This is a genomic window from Kitasatospora sp. NPDC059648 (assembly GCF_042734825.1).
Classification (GTDB): Bacteria; Actinomycetota; Actinomycetes; order Streptomycetales; family Streptomycetaceae; genus Kitasatospora.
Genome location: NZ_JBHWDU010000120.1, coordinates 1 through 17,948 on the forward strand (window position 1 = coordinate 1; position 17,948 = coordinate 17,948).

16 protein-coding genes and 1 pseudogene are annotated in these 17,948 nt (G+C 72.3%); 12 read left to right on the plus strand and 5 right to left on the minus strand.

Annotation, left to right across the window (positions count from 1 at the left end):
• The 8 genes from ACFV1W_RS37255 to ACFV1W_RS37290 form a co-directional block, all read left to right on the plus strand.
• A partial coding sequence (locus ACFV1W_RS37255; protein WP_380421724.1) for a dimethylarginine dimethylaminohydrolase family protein occupies nucleotides 1–405 on the plus strand: 405 nt, incomplete at its 5' end.
• A 117-nt stretch (nucleotides 406–522) separates the two neighbouring features.
• Nucleotides 523–2,460 carry a non-ribosomal peptide synthetase gene (locus ACFV1W_RS37260; protein ID WP_380421725.1) on the plus strand — a complete coding sequence of 646 codons (1,938 nt, stop codon included), beginning with the start codon at nucleotides 523–525 and terminating at the stop codon, nucleotides 2,458–2,460.
• The gene (locus ACFV1W_RS37265; protein ID WP_380421726.1) at nucleotides 2,457–3,383 is read left to right on the plus strand and encodes a TauD/TfdA family dioxygenase; all 927 of its coding nucleotides are present in this window, start codon (nucleotides 2,457–2,459) and stop codon (nucleotides 3,381–3,383) included. Before ACFV1W_RS37260 ends, ACFV1W_RS37265 begins: the two co-directional genes overlap by 4 nt.
• A gap of 1,296 nt (nucleotides 3,384–4,679) precedes the next feature.
• Nucleotides 4,680–5,126, plus strand: coding sequence for a hypothetical protein (locus ACFV1W_RS37270; RefSeq protein WP_380421727.1), 447 nt, complete (start codon nucleotides 4,680–4,682; stop codon nucleotides 5,124–5,126).
• 203 nt (nucleotides 5,127–5,329) lie between these two features.
• Nucleotides 5,330–5,749 (plus strand): hypothetical protein, encoded by a 420-nt coding sequence (locus ACFV1W_RS37275; RefSeq protein WP_380421728.1) that lies wholly within the window; start codon nucleotides 5,330–5,332, stop codon nucleotides 5,747–5,749.
• A 344-nt stretch (nucleotides 5,750–6,093) separates the two neighbouring features.
• Nucleotides 6,094–6,495: a hypothetical protein gene (locus ACFV1W_RS37280; RefSeq protein ID WP_380421729.1), complete on the plus strand. Its 402-nt coding sequence runs from the start codon at nucleotides 6,094–6,096 to the stop codon at nucleotides 6,493–6,495.
• Between the two features lie 189 nt (nucleotides 6,496–6,684).
• Nucleotides 6,685–8,271: a Na+/H+ antiporter gene (locus tag ACFV1W_RS37285; RefSeq protein WP_380421730.1), complete on the plus strand. Its 1,587-nt coding sequence runs from the start codon at nucleotides 6,685–6,687 to the stop codon at nucleotides 8,269–8,271.
• Between the two features lie 123 nt (nucleotides 8,272–8,394).
• Nucleotides 8,395–8,895, plus strand: a complete 501-nt coding sequence (locus tag ACFV1W_RS37290) for a helicase associated domain-containing protein (protein WP_380421731.1) — start codon at nucleotides 8,395–8,397, stop codon at nucleotides 8,893–8,895.
• A gap of 274 nt (nucleotides 8,896–9,169) precedes the next feature.
• Here the strand turns inward: ACFV1W_RS37290 and ACFV1W_RS37295 are convergent, their stop codons facing one another.
• Nucleotides 9,170–11,002, minus strand: coding sequence for a glycoside hydrolase family 15 protein (locus ACFV1W_RS37295; RefSeq protein ID WP_380421732.1), 1,833 nt, complete (start codon nucleotides 11,000–11,002; stop codon nucleotides 9,170–9,172).
• Nucleotides 11,003–11,450: 448 nt separating this feature from the next.
• On the opposite strand from ACFV1W_RS37295, the gene ACFV1W_RS37300 reads away from it, so the two are divergent.
• From ACFV1W_RS37300 to ACFV1W_RS37310, 3 genes are all read left to right on the plus strand, one after another.
• Nucleotides 11,451–12,200, plus strand: coding sequence for a hypothetical protein (locus ACFV1W_RS37300; RefSeq protein WP_380421733.1), 750 nt, complete (start codon nucleotides 11,451–11,453; stop codon nucleotides 12,198–12,200).
• Between the two features lie 614 nt (nucleotides 12,201–12,814).
• Nucleotides 12,815–13,321 carry a SigE family RNA polymerase sigma factor gene (locus ACFV1W_RS37305; protein WP_380421734.1) on the plus strand — a complete coding sequence of 169 codons (507 nt, stop codon included), beginning with the start codon at nucleotides 12,815–12,817 and terminating at the stop codon, nucleotides 13,319–13,321.
• A gap of 43 nt (nucleotides 13,322–13,364) precedes the next feature.
• Nucleotides 13,365–14,588, plus strand: coding sequence for a hypothetical protein (locus ACFV1W_RS37310; protein ID WP_380421735.1), 1,224 nt, complete (start codon nucleotides 13,365–13,367; stop codon nucleotides 14,586–14,588).
• A 357-nt stretch (nucleotides 14,589–14,945) separates the two neighbouring features.
• Here ACFV1W_RS37310 and ACFV1W_RS37315 read toward each other — a convergent pair whose 3' ends face one another.
• Complete coding sequence (locus tag ACFV1W_RS37315; RefSeq protein WP_380421736.1) at nucleotides 14,946–15,065, minus strand: DUF6296 family protein; 120 nt, start codon at nucleotides 15,063–15,065, stop codon at nucleotides 14,946–14,948.
• 32 nt (nucleotides 15,066–15,097) lie between these two features.
• On the opposite strand from ACFV1W_RS37315, the pseudogene ACFV1W_RS37320 reads away from it, so the two are divergent.
• Nucleotides 15,098–15,247, plus strand: a pseudogene (locus ACFV1W_RS37320) (helicase associated domain-containing protein); the annotation flags it as partial.
• A gap of 58 nt (nucleotides 15,248–15,305) precedes the next feature.
• Here ACFV1W_RS37320 and ACFV1W_RS37325 read toward each other — a convergent pair.
• The 3 genes from ACFV1W_RS37325 to ACFV1W_RS37335 form a co-directional block, all read right to left on the minus strand.
• Nucleotides 15,306–16,172 carry an NmrA family NAD(P)-binding protein gene (locus tag ACFV1W_RS37325; protein ID WP_380421737.1) on the minus strand — a complete coding sequence of 289 codons (867 nt, stop codon included), beginning with the start codon at nucleotides 16,170–16,172 and terminating at the stop codon, nucleotides 15,306–15,308.
• Between the two features lie 32 nt (nucleotides 16,173–16,204).
• The gene (locus ACFV1W_RS37330) at nucleotides 16,205–16,648 is read right to left on the minus strand and encodes a hypothetical protein (protein ID WP_380421738.1); all 444 of its coding nucleotides are present in this window, start codon (nucleotides 16,646–16,648) and stop codon (nucleotides 16,205–16,207) included.
• Nucleotides 16,649–16,767: 119 nt separating this feature from the next.
• Nucleotides 16,768–17,286, minus strand: a complete 519-nt coding sequence (locus ACFV1W_RS37335) for a MarR family winged helix-turn-helix transcriptional regulator (RefSeq protein WP_380421739.1) — start codon at nucleotides 17,284–17,286, stop codon at nucleotides 16,768–16,770.
• Between the last annotated feature and the right edge of the window lie 662 nt (nucleotides 17,287–17,948).

Below are 17,948 nucleotides of genomic sequence, written 5' to 3' on the forward strand. Positions count from 1 at the left end.
ACCGACCAGCGCTCGCACTACGAGGCGCAGGAGTTCTTCGGCCTGCCGGTCACCTCGCTCACCCTGGTCAACCCCGAGCACTACCACCTGGACACCGCGCTCGCGGTGCTCTCCGACACCGAGGTCATGTACTTCCCGGAGGCCTTCACCCCCGGCAGCCGCTCCGTCCTGGAGAACCTCTTCCCGGACGCGATCCTCGCCGACGCCCAGGACGCCGCGGTGTTCGGCCTCAACGCCTTCTCGGACGGCCTCAACGTGGTGCTGCCGCAGGCGGCCACCGGCCTGATCGAGCAGCTCCGGGAGCGCGGCTTCAACCCGATCGGGGTGGACACCACCGAGCTCCTCAAGGCGGGCGGCGCCGCGAAGTGCTGCACCCTCGAACTGCGGCCCGAGCCGCAGGGCTGAGCCGACGGGGCGTCGTCACCCGGCTGCGCGGTCGCCCAGCCGTGCAGTCGAGCAGTCGAGTCAACTCGCCGAACAACCCGGGCCGGACCGGGTCGTGGGATGAATGAGGAGTCCGCGTTGCAGGCCGAGCAGAACAGAGCCCAGCACAACAGCGCCGAGCCCGACAGCGCCGAGCCCGACAGCGCCGGGCACGACAGCGCCGAGCGCGACAGCGCCGCCGCACCGGCCGTCACGGCGGAACGGCTGGCCGAACTCTCCGCCGGGTCCGCCGTCCCGGCGGCCGAGCCGGTGTACCGACGCTTCGCGCGCTGGGCCGAGCAGGACGGCGGGCGGCCCGCCCTGCTGACCGGCATCGGCGACCTCGACTACGCGGAACTGGACAGCTGGGCCGGTGAGTTGGCCGGTCGGCTGCACGCCGTCGGGGCCCGGCCGGAGCAGCGGGTCGCGATCTGCCTGCCGCGCTCGCCCGCCCTGGTCGCCGCGGTGCTCGCGGTGCTGCGGGCCGGCGCCGCCTTCGTACCGCTGGACCCGGAGTGGCCGAAGGAGCGGATCCGGGCCGTCCTCGCCGACGCCGAACCCTGCGGCGTGATCGGCGACGCCGGGACCGCCGCGCTCCTCGACGGCCAGCCGGTCCCGGTGCTGGACGTGGACCACGGCGGCGGCCGCCCGCTGGAGCCGGTCGCGGTCCGACCGGACCACCTGGCCTACGTGCTCTACACCTCCGGCTCCACCGGCCGGCCGAAGGGCGTGCTGATCGAGCAGCAGGCGCTCGCCAACTACGTGGACCACGCTGCCCGCGCCTACCTGACCGGCGATCCCGCGGCCGAGGGCGCCGCGCTGCACACCCCGCTCACCTTCGACCTGACGCTCACTGGCCTGCTCGCCCCACTGGTCACCGGTGCCGGGGTCCGGATCGTCCCGGACGGCCAGGGGGTCGACGAACTGGCCGAACTGCTGCGCCAAGGCGTCCGGTTCGACCTGGTCAAGCTCACCCCGGCGCACCTGCGGATGCTGGAGCACGCCCTCCCGCTGTCCTTCCACACCCCCGCGGTGGGCACCTTCGTGGTGGGCGGGGAGGCACTGCCGACCGAGCTGGTGCGCCCGTGGCTGGAGCGGATGCCGCAGTTGCGGGTGGTCAACGAGTACGGCCCGACCGAGGCCACGGTGGGCTCCTCGGCCGCCTTCGTGTCCGACCCGCTCCCCGCCGGACCGGCCGTGCCGATCGGCCGGCCGATCGCCAACGTTCGCCAGTACGTGCTGGATCCGGAGCTGGGGATCGCCGGGGTCGGGGTCGCCGGGGAGATCCACATCGGGGGAGCGGGCGTGGCGCGCGGGTACGCGGGGCTGCCCGGCCCGACCGCCGGGCACTTCGTCCCCGACCCGTACGGGCCGCCCGGCAGCCGGCTCTACCGGACCGGCGACGCGGGACGCTACCTCGCGGACGGCTCGGTGGAGTTCATCGGCCGACTGGACGACGAGGCGAAGGTGAACGGCCACCGGGTCAGTCCGGGGGAGATCGAGGCGGTGCTCCAGCGGCACGAGCAGGTGGCGGCCGCGGCCGCCGTGGTCCGGGACGTCGGGGAGACACGACGGATCATCGCCTTCGTGACCGGTCGGCCCGGGGTGCGGCCGCAGCCGGAGGCGATCCGGGCCTGGACCCGCGAGGTGCTGCCCGGCTACCTGGTGCCCTCGGCCGTGGTGCCGGTGGAGGCCCTGCCGCTGACCGCCAACGGCAAGGTGGACCGCTCCCGCCTGCCGGACGCCCCGGTCGAGGGGGCCGGCCCGAGCGCCCCGCCGGTCACCCCCTTGCAGCGGGCGCTGGCCGGGATCTGGCAGGAGGTGCTGGGCCTGGACGAGGTCGGCATCGACGACCACTTCCTGGACGTCGGCGGCGACTCGGTCGCCACCCTGCTGGTGGCGGGCCGGGCGGCCAAGCTGGGCATCCGGCTGGAGAGCCGGATGCTGCTCGACCATCCGACGATCCGCTCGCTCGGCGCGGCCCTGGAGGACGGGCCGGAGTCCGCGCGGCCCGCGTCGGCGGTGAGCGCCCGATGACGCTTCCGTACCGGATCGAGCCGGACCGGGCGTCGACCCTGCTGGTCGACCACGCCCAGCGGCACCGCGCGCGGATCCGTGAACTGGTCCGTACCCACGGGGCCGTGCTGTTCCGGGGCTTCGAGCTGCGGGGCGTCGAGGACTTCGAGGAGGCCGTCCGCCGACTGGCCGGCCCGCCGCTCCCGTATCAGGAGAAGTCGTCCCCGCGCAGCCGGATCCAGGGCGGGGTCTACACCTCGACCGAGCACCCGGCCCGGGAGGAGATCTTCTTCCACAACGAGAACTCGTACCAGGCCTCCTGGCCGATGACGCTGTTCTTCCACTGCGTCCAGCCACCTGCCGACCGCGGCGCGACCCCGCTGGCCGACTGCCGGGAGGTCCTCTGGCTGCTCGACCCGGAGGTGCTGGCCGACTTCACCCGGCGGCGCTGGATGCTGGTCCGCAACTTCGGCCCCGGCTTCGGCCTGCCCTGGCAGGACGTCTTCGGGACCACCGACCGGGACGAGGTGGCGGCCTACTGCGCGGCCAGCCGGATCGAGCCCGAGTGGCTCGACGACGGCACCCTGCGCACCCGGGTGGTCCGCGACGCCGTCCGGACCCACCCGGAGACCGGAGAGCCGGTCTGGTTCAACCACGCGGCCATGTTCCACCTCTCCACCCTCTCGCCAGGCGTCCGGGCCGGCCTCGAAGCCCTCTTCGCCGCCGAGGAGCTGCCCAACAACACCTACTACGGCGACGGCGGCCAGATCCCGGACGACGTGATGGCGCACGTGCGGGACTGCTACCGCAAGGCCTCGACGCGCTTCGACTACCGGGAGGGCGACGTCGTCATGCTCGACAACATGCTGACCGCCCACGCCCGCGAGCCCTTCACCCCGCCACGCCGGGTCGCCGTCGCCATGGCCGAGCCGTCGAGCGGCTGAGCCGTCGGAGTGCTGGGCGGTCGGAGCGCCGAGCACTCGGACGGCCTGGCCCGGCGGGTCCGGCACACTCGTGGTAACCGGCCCGTCGATCCGCACCGCCGCGACCGACCCGGCGCCTTCCGCGCGAACGGACACATCGCCGTCGATCGCGATGCCGTCGCCGCTCGCCGACACCCCGGCGTACGCTCCGCACTCTGGACCGCCTGCACCGCGGCGAGCAGTTCGGCGGCGAACTCGGCGTCGCGCCTGGCGGCGTTGTTGAGGCTCAAGGTCAGCCACTGCCGGGTCTCCACCGACAGTTCAGCCGACGGCGCCTCGGCCTCCACCAGCACCTCAGCCAGCGCCGCATCCTGCCCGAGCCTGCGGCTCACCAGGTCGCGAACGCGGTCCATCCCGGCCTCCAGCGCCCGCGGCTGGAGCGCACCCGCGCCGCCGCCGCTGCGCTGCGCGGCCCCGGGCAGGAGCGGCCCGGCGGCCCGTGGTACGGCGCAGCACGTACTGACGGACCGGGCCCGCCCAGAGGTGTTGACCTTGATCTTCGGCGGGCGTTGGAGTAGGCGCTCCCGGGCCGGGGCCCCGCGCCCGGCCCGCAGCACGGGAAGGAACCGGTGCCTGTGAGCGATCCCCACGCCGAGCAGCCGAACATTCGCCGTCTCGGCTGCGAGGACTGCCAGGCGCGCCCGGACAGCGGCGACATCCGCACTCTGCGCGCCGAGGTCGGCCCGGCCCGGCGGATGCCGTTGCGCCCGGCAGGGATGGCTGGCTCGGGACGGTGGCCAGTGTCGTGTCACAGTGCCCGCCGGCTACCCGACCGGCACCCCGCGCTGCACGCGGTCCCCATGCCCTGACCGGATCCGGATGCCGGCGGGACCTCTTTAGCCGACGGGCTGCCTACCGCCGCGACGGCGCGCAACTCCATCCATCGGAACTGCGGACCGCACCGCGCGCCGGCCCGACGAAGCCTGCGGCGGTGCCGCGTGGGCCGGACGCCGCCCCGGCGCCGGGGCACCGGGGCGGCTCGGGCGACGCGCGGCGTGCCCGGGCCGGGAGTCGGGAAGGGACTACGCACCGCGAGCCGAGGACCGGAGGATGCCGATGCGACCCGAACCAGCCCACCGGAAGGCCGTGCTGCGCTTGGGCGCAGTGCTGCTGGCCGCGGCCCGGTGGCGGCGTGCGCGGCCGGCAACAACGCGGGGTCCTACCAGATCGCGCCGAACAACGTGAACGCCGACATCGGGGACCTAAAGCTGCGCGATGTGCGGCTGGCGCGGATGCGGGCGGTAGCGGCACCGCCTCGTGGGGGCGTACATCCTCAACCCGGGCGGCGAGCCCGACGCCCTGACGGCGGTCAGCCTGGAGGGCGGCGGTTCGACCGCGGCGGGCGGGGCGGGCGTCATGATTCCGCCGGGGCAGCCGGTCCTGATGGGGCCGCCGGGCCATCCGCAGGTGCAGCTGCCGGGGCCGGTCAGCCCGGGCACCTTCCGCCTGGTCGGTTTCACCTTCGCCCGTGCCGGACACGGCACGGTCAACGCCTACGCCGTCAGCTCCGCCTCTCCGTCGGCGCAGCTCTCGACGGCTCCCACGGTGGGCCCGACGTCCAGCGTCTCACCTTCGCTGGCCCCCGGCGCCGGCGCGCCCACCGCCGAACGCTCCGCCAGGCCCCCGGACCTCGCCCCGGGTGCGGCGACGCCCGCCGCGCCCAGCAGCCGGTCTCCCGTGGCACCTACCCCCGGCCAGCCCTGACCCGTCCCACCGGGCCCATTTCGCGTGGAGGGCGTCAGGGGTCTCGAAGTCATGGCTGCCGAATCCGGGAACCCGTTCGGGTCGGTCGAGATGGTGAGGAGGGGGGCGCCTCGGGTGGCGATGCCGTGGCCGGCATGGGGTTGCTACCGCCGTGGAGGGTACGCGCCAGGGAGAGGGAGGGGGAGTGGCGGATGGAGGCAGCGATGGCACAGCAGCACGGGTCAGGGCCGGAGGAGGGGCGCAATGGTCGGCGGGTGGGTGAGCGGCATGACTTCCCGCACGCGCCGCACGGGCCCGGGAGAACGACGCCCGAGTGGCGGCCGCAGCCGTCGGTGCGGCCGGGTACGGAGCCGGTGAACGCCAGGTCGGACCTGGAGCTGCGCGGGCTCCTGTCCCGGATCTTTGTGGTGCTGTTCGCCTGCGGGACAGTAGCGTTCGCGGTACTCGCGGCTCTGGCCGGTCCGGGGCCCGCGCCCAACCGGGGAACGTACATCCTCTTCTGCGCGCTGTGCGCGGCCTTCGCCGGCCTATCGTGGCTCGATCTCACGGTGGTCCGCCGGCGCCTGGCCGCCGGACAGGGCCGCGCGGAACAGAACGGGACCGTGCACCGGAAGACCCGTTGACCGGGTCAGGGCGTCTTGGAGCTTCCCCTGCCCGGTGTGCGGCCCGTGCGTGCTGGGCGACGGGCAGATGCGGTTGCCTATAAGCCATGTCTGCCTCCGTCGATGTTCGGCCTCGGCGCCTACCCCGTCCCGGGTGGCAGTACCGGCGCCTCGGGTGCTTGTCACGGTCTTCCGGGAAGGGACCTCCGTCCGGGACCGCGCCGTGCTCGGGCGGTGGGACGGCTCACTTCGTCGCCCGGGTCTCGTTTGCAGGCCGCTGTGCCGGTCAGCCGCACACGGTGGGTCCGCTGATTGACCCTTGCGGAATCGCTACTTCGATGACCGTCGAGGGGAAGGACGGGAGTATGCGTACAAGTCACGGCTTCGCCGTCATTTTCGCCGCTGGTGTCGTGGCGTTGACGGCGGTGGCCTGCAGTGGCACGTCCAGCGGGGGGCAGCACAACGGCACGGGATCGTCGGCGTCGGTGTCCGTCACCCGGCACCCGACCGAGGTCGCGGGGATTCCTGCCCGCCCGACCGGGACCGAGCTCTCCAGTCTGGAAACCGCCCTCCACCGCATTGACCCCCAGGTCTTCACCAACGAGGGGGCCACCATCGACAAGGCCCGCGATCAGTGTCACGACCTCAACGACGGCGTCAATAACCCGGACGCCGCCGCCCAGCAACGCTTTTCCACCTCCGGCCACCAGCTGACGCTCGACCAGGCGCGCCAGATCAACGACGTCCTGCGGCAGAAACTCTGCTGACCTCGCTCACAGATTGTCGGGGCGGACTGTGCGGGCGGAAAGGCTCTTCAGTCCCGCCACCCAAGGGGCAGTTGGCAAGCCGGCCGCCGAGGCCGCCGTTGGCGGTGGGCTGGCGTCCGTAATCCGGTTACCTTGATAGAGCACCTGGCCAGAGGGGGGTAACAAGCCGTAACCTACCGGGGACGCTGCATGACCGGCCTGACCGTCATCCTGCTGCTCGTGGTCCTGGCCACGGCAGTGGCGACCGGTGCCCGGCGCTGGCGTTTGCCCGCTCCCTCGCTCCTCGTCATCGCCGGTCTGGTCACCGGGCTCATACCTTGGGTTCCCGAGGTCCGCCTGCCGCCTCACGTGATCAGCGTGTTGGTGCTGCCGCCACTGCTCTACGCCTCGGCCGGGGAAATCTCTGTCCGCGACCTGCGCAGCGTGTGGCGGCCTGTGACCGGCCTGGTCTTCGGTCTGGTCCTGGCCTCGGCCGTCGCCGTCGGGTACGTCGCCCGAGCGATCACCCCGCTCACCACCGCGACCGCGTTCATCCTCGGCGCCGTCCTGGCCAGCACCGACCCCGTGGCCGTTACCGCACTCGGCCGCCGCCTGTCCCTCCCACCGCGTGTGCAGGCCATGGTGCAGGCGGAAAGCCTGTTCAACGACGCCACGTCGCTGGTTCTGTACAAGGTCGCCGTGGCGACCGCGGTTTCCGGCAGCGCCATCACCGTGTCCGGGACCATCGAGCAGTTCCTGATCCTCGCGGGCGGAGGAGCCCTCATCGGCGCGGCGGTCGCCGCAGTGGTGACCCTCATCCGCAGACGGACCGAAGACCCCGTGCTGGAGACCGTCATCGCACTGGTCACTCCGTACGCCTCGTACGTCATCGCGGAGGACTCGCACGCCTCCGGCGTGACCGCCGTCATCGTGTCCGGGGTCGTCCTCGGCAGCACCGGCCACAAGCTCAGCAACGCCCCCATCCGTCTCCAGATCCATGCCGTCTACGACACCGTGACTTTCCTGCTGGAGAGCGTCGTCTTCGCCCTCATCGGTCTCGAGCTTCCCTCCGCCGTCCGTCACCTCACGCACGACGAGCACGGCTGGCCGATGTGGGTGCCGGTGATCGCCTTCACCGTGCTGGCGATCCGCCTGCTGTGGATCTTCCCGCTGTCCGCCCTGATCCACTACCGGCACAAGGAGGGCGAAAGCCGCCTCTCCTGGCGCGTTCCGGCCGTCCTGTCCTGGGCGGGCACCCGAGGCGTCATGCCGCTGGCCGCCGCGCTCTCCATCCCCCTGGTCACCAACACGGGGGCGCCGCTGCCGCATCGGGCGCTCATCCTCACGCTCACCACCGGGACCGTCGCGCTCACCGTCATCTTCCAGGGCTTCACCCTCGCGCCTGTCGTCCGCCGCTCGGGCATCGCCCTGGAACCGGAGCACACCGCCCGCGAGGAGGCCCGGACCCGCCGACACATCGCCCACACCGCTCTCGAAGAGCTCAAACAACTCGGCGATCTGGATGAGCTCGCCGAACTGGGCACCGCCGCCGAGACCGCCCTCAAACAGGCTCGTCGCGATCTGGAAGCGCGCATCCACCAAGCGGAAGACGCCCACTACAGCGACCCGGACGCCCGTCCCGCCGACGCCTACCGCGAGATACGCCGGACACTCATCGGCATCGAGGCGACTGAGCTCCAGCGCCTCTACGAAGCGAACATGATCAGCAACGCCACCCGGCGCCGGATCCAGCGCGAACTCGACCTCGAGGAAGCCAGCCTCCGTGCCCGCGACTGACGGGTCTGTGCTGCAAGCGATACCCGCATCCAGACCAGGCGGAGCCCGCTCGACCGGCAGCGCTGCCTGAACGGCCAGAGCCTGCTCGATGCCGCGCGCGTCTCGGAGCTGGACGCGTTCGGCATGATCTGGTCCAAGCACGCAGGCGCCTGGGAACGCGGCTACGCCTGCGCCCGCGCCTGGGCCGCCCATCACGGCCACCTCGCCGTCCCGGCCGCCGAGAAGCTGGACGGCTACGCGGTCGGCGCATGGATGCGCCGCCAGCGAAGGGCCGAGAACCTCGCGGCGGACCAGGCGGCGAAGCTGGACGCCCTGGACGAGCTGTGGCGGCTGGAGCCGGACTGGAACCGCTCCTACCGGCGCCTGCCCGCCTACCTCGCCGCCGGCGGCACCCCGGACGGTACCGCCAACCGCACCGGCGGCGATGCAGACCCGGCGTTCCGCCCCCGGCACGTGGCTGCGCAAGCAGGACAAGGCCCGCACCGACGGGAAACTCACCGAGCGGCAGGCCGGCGCTGGGTGTCGATGCGGGCCGGCCACGCGGTGCCCGGCGGGTACGGGGTGCGTACGCCCCATGGGTCCGCGACCCGATCGGTCGAAGCTTCCACCGTGCCTGTCTCCTGAACGGAACCGGACTCTCCAGGTCCATCGCGTACCCGCCCGGCCCACCACCTAACAGCAACACGGATGGAGGCCATCTGATCGGCGGGCAACCTCGGACGCCGAACCCTGCCTGACAAATACCAGCCAGCAGGCCGCGCTCCTGGACGCGCTTCACCGGCATGAACTGGCCGCCGAGCCCGCCGAGCGGATCGAGCAGTGGCTGGTCCCCGTGTTGGGCGGGGCGCTTCACGGCTCTCCGGCTGCCGGCTGACCCCGGTGGCGGGCGCGGCAGGCCCTATCCCAGCGTGCGGTCGAGGTTGAACGCGGCGCTGATCAGCGAGAGATGAGTGAACGCCTGCGGGAAGTTGCCGAGCTGTTCCCCGGTGCGTCCGATCTCCTCGGCGTAGAGGCCGAGGTGGTTGGCGTAGGTGAGCATCTTCTCGAAGGCCAGCCGGGCCTCCTCCACGCGTCCTGCGCGGGTGAGCGCCTCGACGTACCAGAAGGAGCAGATCGAGAAGGTGCCCTCGGGTCCTTGCAACCCGTCCGGGCTGGCCTGCGGATCGTAGCGGTAGACCAGCGAGTCGGAGACCAGATCCGTGCTGAGCGCGTCCAGAGTCGACAGCCACTTGGGATCGGTGGGGGAGATGAACTTGGCCATCGGCATCATCAGGACCGAGGCGTCGAGAACGTCACCGTCCAGATCCTGGAGGAACGCCCCGCGTTCCTCGGACCAACCCTGTCGCATGATCTGCCGGTATATCTCGTCGCGGCACCGCTGCCAGCGGGAGAGGTCGGCTGGCAGGCCCCGCCGGTTCGCTATCCGGATGGCCCGTTCGATTGCCACCCAGCACATCAGCCGCGAGTAGACGTAGTTCTTCCGGCCGCCCCGGGTCTCCCAGACGCCCTCGTCGGGCTGGTCCCAGTGGTCGCAGAGCCAGCCCACGACGGCGCCGACCTCATCCCAGCGGTCGCTGCTGATCGGCTGACCCCACTTGTCGTAGAGGTAGACCGAGTCGATCAGGGCTCCGTAGATGTCGAGTTGAAGCTGTTTGGTCGCGGCGTTGCCCACCCGCACGGGAGCGGATCCCAGATGGCCTTCGAGGTGGGACAGGTCGGTCTCGGGTAGGTCGCTTCGCCCGTCGATGCCGTACATGATCTGCAGCGGTCCCGTGGGGCCGGAGCCTCGCATGATGCCCCGCTCGGACAGGAAGCCCATGAAGGCCTCGGCCTCGGAGGTGAAGCCCAGCCGGAGCATGGCGTAGACGCAGAAGGCGGCGTCGCGGACCCACACGTAGCGGTAGTCCCAGTTGCGCCCGCCACCGACCTGCTCGGGCAGGCTGGTCGTCGGCGCGGCCACGATCGCGCCGGTCGGCACGTAGGTGAGCAGCTTCAGGGCCAGGGCGGAGCGGTGCACCATCTCGCGCCACCGGCCGCGATAGCGCGACTGCGAGAGCCAGCGGCGCCAGAACCGGACCGTCGTCTCGAACTCGGCCTCCGCCTCGGCGGCCGGACAGGCCCGGGGCCGCACGTCGTCGCTGATCCGGTCGAGGGCGAACACCACGGACTCACCTTCGAGCAGCTTGAAATGCGACACCACGTCTCTGCCGTCGGGTTCCAGCGGTGCGGTGGAGGTCAGCGCGAGGGAGAGCGACGGGGACTCGAAGACGGCCTCGTGTCCCCGCACACGCACGGTGTGCGGTTCGGCCCCGTAGCCGAAGCGCGGAGCGATCCGGGCGGCGAACGGCAGGGTGCCGCGTACGCAGACCACCCGGCGGATCAGCCGGTGCCGGGCCGCCTCGCGAGACTCGTCCGCGACCGGCATGAAGTCCTGGATCTCCGCCACCCCGTCGGCTGCGTAGAACCGTGTGATCAACACGTTGGTGTCGGGGAAGTAGAACTGCCGGGTCCGGGCCGGCACGTCGGCGGCCAGCTGGAACGAACCGCCCTTGTCGGCGTCGAGAATGGCACCGAACACGCTGGGCGCGTCGAAGCGAGGGCAGCAGTACCAGTCGATCGTGCCGTCGGTACCGACCAGTGCGGCGGTGCGCAGGTCGCCGATCAGACCGTGCTCGGAGATCGGCATGTAGCGCGGGTCGTCCACCCAGCCGGACACGCTTCCGATGGCCATGCCCGCCTCCCTACCGTTCGGCTGTGGGCAGGTGCGGCCTCTCCAGGACCTCGCCCTCCATGGTAGTTCGCGTCCGGCCTGCGCCCAGTCGGCCCGAGGGCAGCCGGATGGGGGCCCGATGCCACCGGCCGTCTTGGCGATGCTGCTGGTTGATCCGTACGGCCTCGTGCGTGCGGCAGTCCCGGGTTGTGCTTCTCTGGATGCCGGGCACCCGGACGCGAGGGCAGCGGAAGGAAGCCGGGAGTATCGGTCGAGTGGGGGCGCGCAGGGAATGGGGGAGGCCCGCGCGTCGGCCAGTGCGTCCGGACGCAGGCCGGCGGCCGGATCCGGCGCGGGTGTCGATGCGGGCCGCGCGGATCGGCGCGGTTTCTTGTTGCGGTCGGCAGTAGCGGGGTAGAGATCGCACAGCCCCTGTGATAGATCGCGTGGGCGGAGGAGACGAGGAACCGTGGCAGAAAGCCGTTTCAGTGAGACCATCGCCCAGCTGGAGGCGGAACTTCCCGGCATTGAGGCCCGACGCCGGCGCCTGGAGGACGAGCTGACCGCCGCCGTGGCGCGCGAGAACGCCGTACGCGGCGCCATCCAGAGCCTGCAGGCCCTGGCCGGGCTGCCGGCCTCGCAGGACACCGCCCCGGTGGGCGGTGTCCGGGCGGAGGCGGACGCCATCGTCGGGATCCGGCCGCAGCAGCTCGCGGCCGAACTCGGGGCGGCGCCGGACCGGGGCGGGGAGCCGGCCGAAGAGGGCACCTCGGGCACCGACACGGTCACGAAGACGGTGAGGAAGAGCACCGCCAAGAAGACCCCGGCTAAGAAAGCCACCGCCAAGAAGGCGGCACCCGCGAGAAAGACCGCGGCGAAGAAGACCCCCGACGGCGCACGGCCGCGCACCACGGCGAAGAAGACGGCCGCCGCCAGAGGCACCGGGCCGGTGCGGACCGGCGCCGCGCCGGCCACCGAGAAGAGCGAAACACCTGCGCCCGCGCCCAGGCGGCGAACCAGCGGTGCCACCTCCGAAAACGTGCTGGCCGTACTGGCCGACGCCGAGGGACCGCTGCGCGCCCGGGAAGTAACCGCCCGGCTGGGAATCGAGGAATCGGCGGACACCGTGAACGCAGTGCGCACCGCGCTGGAGCGCCTGACCAAGGCCGGCCGGGCGCAGCGCCCGGGCCGTGGCCAGTACGCGAAACTGGACGGCTGACCCGCGGGCCCGGCCAGCGGCCGGTTCGCGACCCTGGCCCCGCCTCACCGCCGACCGGTCGAGCGACATCGCCGGGTTCGGCACCCGGACTGTCCTGTCGTCGTCCATCCCTGTCTGAGATGCCGGAAGGCCGCCACCACCTACGGATGCTGTTGGTTAATCCGGGCCCCTGAGTGACGTCGGCCCCCGAGACCCGTTGGTGGTTTTGGGGGCCGACGTTGTCGTTTGGGGAGGGCATCTATGTCGATGCGGTCGGGTGGGTCGGGCGAGATCCCGGTGGAAACAGTGCGGGTGGCGCGGGCCGCGTTCTGACGGGTCAGGCAGTTGTTTCCTGGGGGTGTGCGAGCAGGCCGCCGGCACGTACTCGCCAAGGCGGGGGACAACCAGTGCCGATCCTGTTCGAGTTCTGCACCGAAGCCAGGCCGGACCACGGTCTCATCGAGGTGTACGACTCGACGCCCACCTCACCAACTACGAGGCTGCCAGGCAGAGCTGGGACACGGTGGTGGCGGGCACCGGTAACCAGAGACGCCTCACGGGGAACGTTCGAAGCCGGTGGCGACACCTGCGAAAATGCGTGCGACGTAACCAGGCCCCCACCGCGTTAGAGAGGCATGGACCGCACAACCACGCCGGACTTCGGGGCGTTCGCCGCGGCACGGGGGCAGCACCTGGTCAGGACCGCCTTCCTGCTGACAGGCGGCGACGCGCACCTCGCCGAGGACCTCACCCAGGAAACCCTCGGCAAGCTCTACGGGAAATGGCGCCGCGTGGCGGGCCTGGACAACCCCGCTGGCTACGCCCAGACCGTCCTGGTCAACACCTTCCTGTCACACCGCCGGCGCCGCAGCAGCACCGAGCACGTGACGGACACCATCGCCGAGGCACCGGTCACCGACCCGGACCCCTCACTGCGCCTGACCCTGCTGCGGGCGCTGGCCCAACTGCCCGCGCAGGACCGGGCCGTCCTCGTCCTGCGCTTCTGGGAGGACCGCAGCGTCGAGGAGACCGCGCACGCCCTGCACCTGAGCGCCGCCGCCGTACGGTCGCGCAGCGCCCGCGCCCTGACGCGGCTGCGCGCCGTACTGGGCACGGAGCTGGACGACCTCGCCCGCTCCTGAACGGCCCTGTCCACCGCCCCCGAACGAGATGAGGAGTCACCGCATGTCCCCTGACGAGAAGTTCGCGGACCTTCTGCGCGACGCGGCCGACCTGGCACCCGTTCCGCCGGCGGCCGATCTTGCCGACGGCGCCCGACGGCACCACCGGCGGCGTCGGCGGCGCCAGGCGGTACTGGCCGGTGGCGCGGTCGTCACCGCGGCCGCCGTCGTCGTTCTGGCCGTACCGCTGCCCGGCACCGGCGGCACCGACGCCACGGCCCCCACGGGCGCGTGGCCCGAGCAGATCACCGCCCAGTTCATGGCCGACACCCTGACCTCCGTCCTGCCGCCCGGGCACGTCAGCGCGGCCGGCGGCTACGGCGTCGGTGACGGACCCGTCCCCGACCTCCCGCCGTCCGCGCACCTGCTCTACGACGACGGCAGCGGAGCCGGCATGGTGACCCTGTCCACCCATCGCGTCGCCCTGCCGATCACCGACGCCACCTGGGGCACCCAGTGCGCCGACCCGGTGGAGACACCGAGCGAGGGCTGTGAGCGCACCGTCCTGCCGGGCGGGGGCATCGTGGTGGTCGACAAGCTGGCCCCCGACGCGCAGGCCCAAGTCCGCAAGTGGCAGGCGACCTACACCGGTACCGACGGGCGCCAGCTGAGCATCTGGGAGGTCAACTCTGCCAGCTTCGGACCCCCGCTGACCCGCCCCACCCCACCGCTGACCAGCGAACAGCTCGTCGCAGCCGTCACCAGCAGTGCCTGGGACCCGGTCTTCGCCAAACCCGCCCCGGGCCCGGTGCCAGACGCGACTGCGAGCACCGCCGCGCCTGCGCCCGGGCAGATCCTCGCCACCGCCACGACCTTGCTGCCACCCGGCACCCGCACGGACACCGGCGCGGAACAGCGCACCCCGGGGCAGGCCCACCTCACGCTCACCCTGGACGGGCGCACCAGCATGCTCGCCGTCCACGTGCAGCCGCGCCCGAGCGACAACGCCGAAGTGGCCCACGAACGCGAGGCGTTCGAAAAGGACACCTCGGGCACGCTCACCAGGACCCCGGACGGCTCGAGCGTGCTGGCGCGGGAGACGGGCGCGACCAAGACAGCCGGGGGCCCGACCCTGCGGTGGAGCGTGGAGGTGCTGCACCCCGACGGCACCAAAGTCCTCACGTCGGAATGGAACGGCACCAACGAGGCCCAGGCGCTCCCGGGCACCCCGGCACTGACGGTCGACCAGCTGAAGACGATCGCCACTGCCCCAGCCTGGCGGCACTGAACCGCCCGCAGGTCGTCAGGGCAGCAGCACCAAGTGTCCACGCACACCGCATACCGCCCGCCGCCACGCACTCGTGCGCCTGGCCGGTGTGCCCAGCGGGAGGGGTGTGAGAGTCGTCGGGCAGGTGCCCAGCGCGGGTCCACTCCGAACTCACCGGCGCAGGTCAGGGTGTGTGCGATCCGCGTCGCAGTCGCAGTCGCAGTCGCAATCGCAATCGCAATCGCAATCGCACGCGGGGCCAGCCGTCCTGCAGAACGGCCGACCGGCTGCAGCGTAGGTCGGTGGTCGCGGGTCCTCCGGGCGAGGTCCTTGGCAGGCCCGACCCGGGGTCCGGTGTGTTGTCGGGTGCCCTCCTGGTCAGGGCAGGGGCTGGGCGTGTAGGCAGGTGTGTTGGCCGGGGCCCGCGGAGGCGGCGAGCGGGCGGGCGATGTCGTCCGCGCTTTCGACGCGGAAGGTGCCGGTGGCGTCGGCGAACACCGGCCCGCATCAGCGAGCTGGACGCGCTCGGCATGGTCTGGTCGAAGAACGCCAACACCTGGGAACGCGGCTACGCCTACGCCGCCGCGTTCCACCACCAGCACGGCCACCTGGCGATCCCGGCGACCGCGAAGCTGGACGACTACGCGGTGGGCGCGTGGATGCGCCGTCAGCGCAAGGCCGGCAATCTCAGCCCGAGCACCCGCCCCCCGCCCGTCCTGGGCCGCACGCGTTCCGGGCTCAGCGGAAGGCGCCGAGGTGTTCGCGCAGGAACGCCTCCAGGGTGCGCGGCGCACGCCCGGTCAGCCGGGTGGCGGTGTCGTCCGGGCTCTCCGGGCGGAGCACGGCGAGCTGCTGGATCTCCACCACATGGGTGGCCAGCCAGGTGGGCATCCCGGTCCGCTCCACCAGGTGCGCGCGGAACAGGGCCGGCGGCAGGTCGAGGTAGTTGACCGGTCGGCCGATCAACTCACCTAGAAGCGCGGTGAGTTCGGGGTAGCTGTACGCCCGTCCACCGGTCAGCGGGTACGTGCCGCCGGCGAGTTCGGGGCGGGTGAGGACGGCTGCCGCCGCGTCGCCGATGTCGCGGCAGTCGATGTAGTTGCAGGGCGCGTCGCCCATCGCTCCGTGTACCAGGCCGGCGTGGGCGACACCGGGCGCGAGCAGGAGCAGCTTCTGCATGAACGCGTAGGGCCGCAGGACCGTAGCGGTGACGCCGGATGCCCGCAGATACAGTTCGATGCGGTGGTGGCCGCGCGAGACGGCGACGGGAGAGTCCGGTTCGGCGGCCGGGGCGGACACCTTGACGATGTGGTCGACGCCTGCCGCCAGCGCCTGGTCGACGACGCGCAGCTCGTGCTCGACCTGGTGGGGGCCGTTGGCCATGGTGAGGAAGAGCTGCCTCGCGCCGTGGAACGCCGCGCGCAGGGATGCGGGGTCGCCCGCGTCGGCGGGCACCGCCTCCACGAGGTGGCGGGTGCGTTCGTCCAGGCCTCCGAGCAGGCGGTCCGGGTCCCGGCTGAGCGCCCGTGCCGGAACGCCGAGGCCGGTCAGGCTGCGCAGGGTGGCGCCGCCGGTGGCGCCGGATGCTCCCATGATGACGATCACGTCGTGTTCCTCCGGGGATGGGTGGGGGTTCGTCAGGGGTGACGGCGGGTGCCTCGCCAGCGCCAGGTGATCATGGTCGCGGCGATGGTGGCGGAGATCGGCAGGTCGAGGCGGAGCCGGGCGGGCCAGGGGCTGCCGGCCAGCGCCGGAACGTCCGGCAGCCAGCGCGCGCCCGCCCAGCCGAGCAGGGACGCGAGCGCGGCAGCACCGAGTCCCGCCCCGGCCGCCAGCAGCAGGCGTGGCGCGCGGGCCGCCCAGGAGCCCTCCGGACGACGCCGCAGCCTGGCGCCGAGGGCGCCGGCGACCACGGCCGACGTGCCCGCGATGGTGGTGAGGGCCGCGACCACCAGCTGCGGCTGACCGCTGGCCACCCCGCCGGCCGCGGCCATGACGGCCGGCATGGCGTAGGCGACCAGCACCTCGCGCCACAGGACGAACGGGGGTGGGGTGCCGGCTGATCGGTGTTTCGTGGACATGGGCCCTCCAAAGTGATTAGATAGCTAACTATTAGTGCTTAGGTGCCTAACTATATGGCTGTGAAAAAGGCCGCGGGCGGCACCCTGGGAAAGCATGCCGACCCGCCGGGGGGCGTGCGTCAGTCGGCGGTCAGCGCGTCCATGCCGTCGACCAGCCTGGCGAGCAGGTCGAGGAACACCGCCCGCTCCTCGGGCGAGAGCCCGCCGACCATCGCCTGCATCCGCCGGTAGTGCTCGGGGGCCAGTTCGCGCAGGCGCTGGGCACCGCGCGCGGTCAGGATGACCACGTTGCCCCGCCTGTCCTCGACCGCCGACCGGCGGGCGACCAGGCCCTCGCGCTCCAGGCCGTCGACCAGTCCGGTGACGGTCGCCCGCGAGACGCCGAGACTGGCGGCCAGCTGGGAGGGCGACTTCTCGCCGCCGTGGTCCTCCAGGTCGGCCAGCAGCCGGTAGCGCCCGGTGGACAGGCCGAACCGCGCGAAGTGCGCCTCCCCCGCCTGGCCGAGCCGGGCACCCGCGACCATGAGCCGCGCCGCCACCAGGACCGCCTGCGGATCCGCCGTGAGGCCGTACCGGGCGATCTGCCGGCGGGCCTGGTCGAGACTGGGGGCGCCGTGCGTCGCATCCTGCTGTGCCATGCAAGTAATATGGCACCTAATCAGTTTTCTGTCAAACGTCTTCCGCGACGGCCGTCCGCCGCAGGTTCGGCCGAGCGGCCGGGGCTCGGCCGGCGTCATGGGTGAGAAACCCGTCCTGGCGTCGCTGCCACGGTGGCCGACTCCCCCGCCCAGCATGATGTCCGGCTTCGAGACCCGCCCCACCAGAGCGTGTGTCACCGCGCTCTACGGAGGGGACCGGGGGGCGTACCGGGAACCCCAGCACAAGAACATCCGGATCGAGGAGTCGCTCTTTCCGCCTTCGCGTCTTTGCCGCTGGCGGGACGGCCGCTCCGTCGAGCTCGTGCCGTGGTGGAACGCTCCGCTGCTGTTCGGCGCGCTGGGCGGGCGGTCGCGCTGCCGACGTACCCTTTGGCCCGGCGCGCGGTCGTCCGACGGCGGACCAGTCGGCAGGGTCCCGACACGCCGGGTGTCGCCACCGGATCGCTGACCTTCAGCACCGCCGGCCCGGCGACCGTCACCGCGACCGGCACCGCGTGCGCGTGCTCCGGCGTCGTCTCCGCCCCCATCACGGTCACCGTGACCGGGACGGTGGGTAGTGGAACGACCTTGACGGCAGCGCCCGCCTGCTGGCGGGTCAACCTGCCGCTGCCCCTGCCCGACGTGTTCAAGGCGACGCTGAC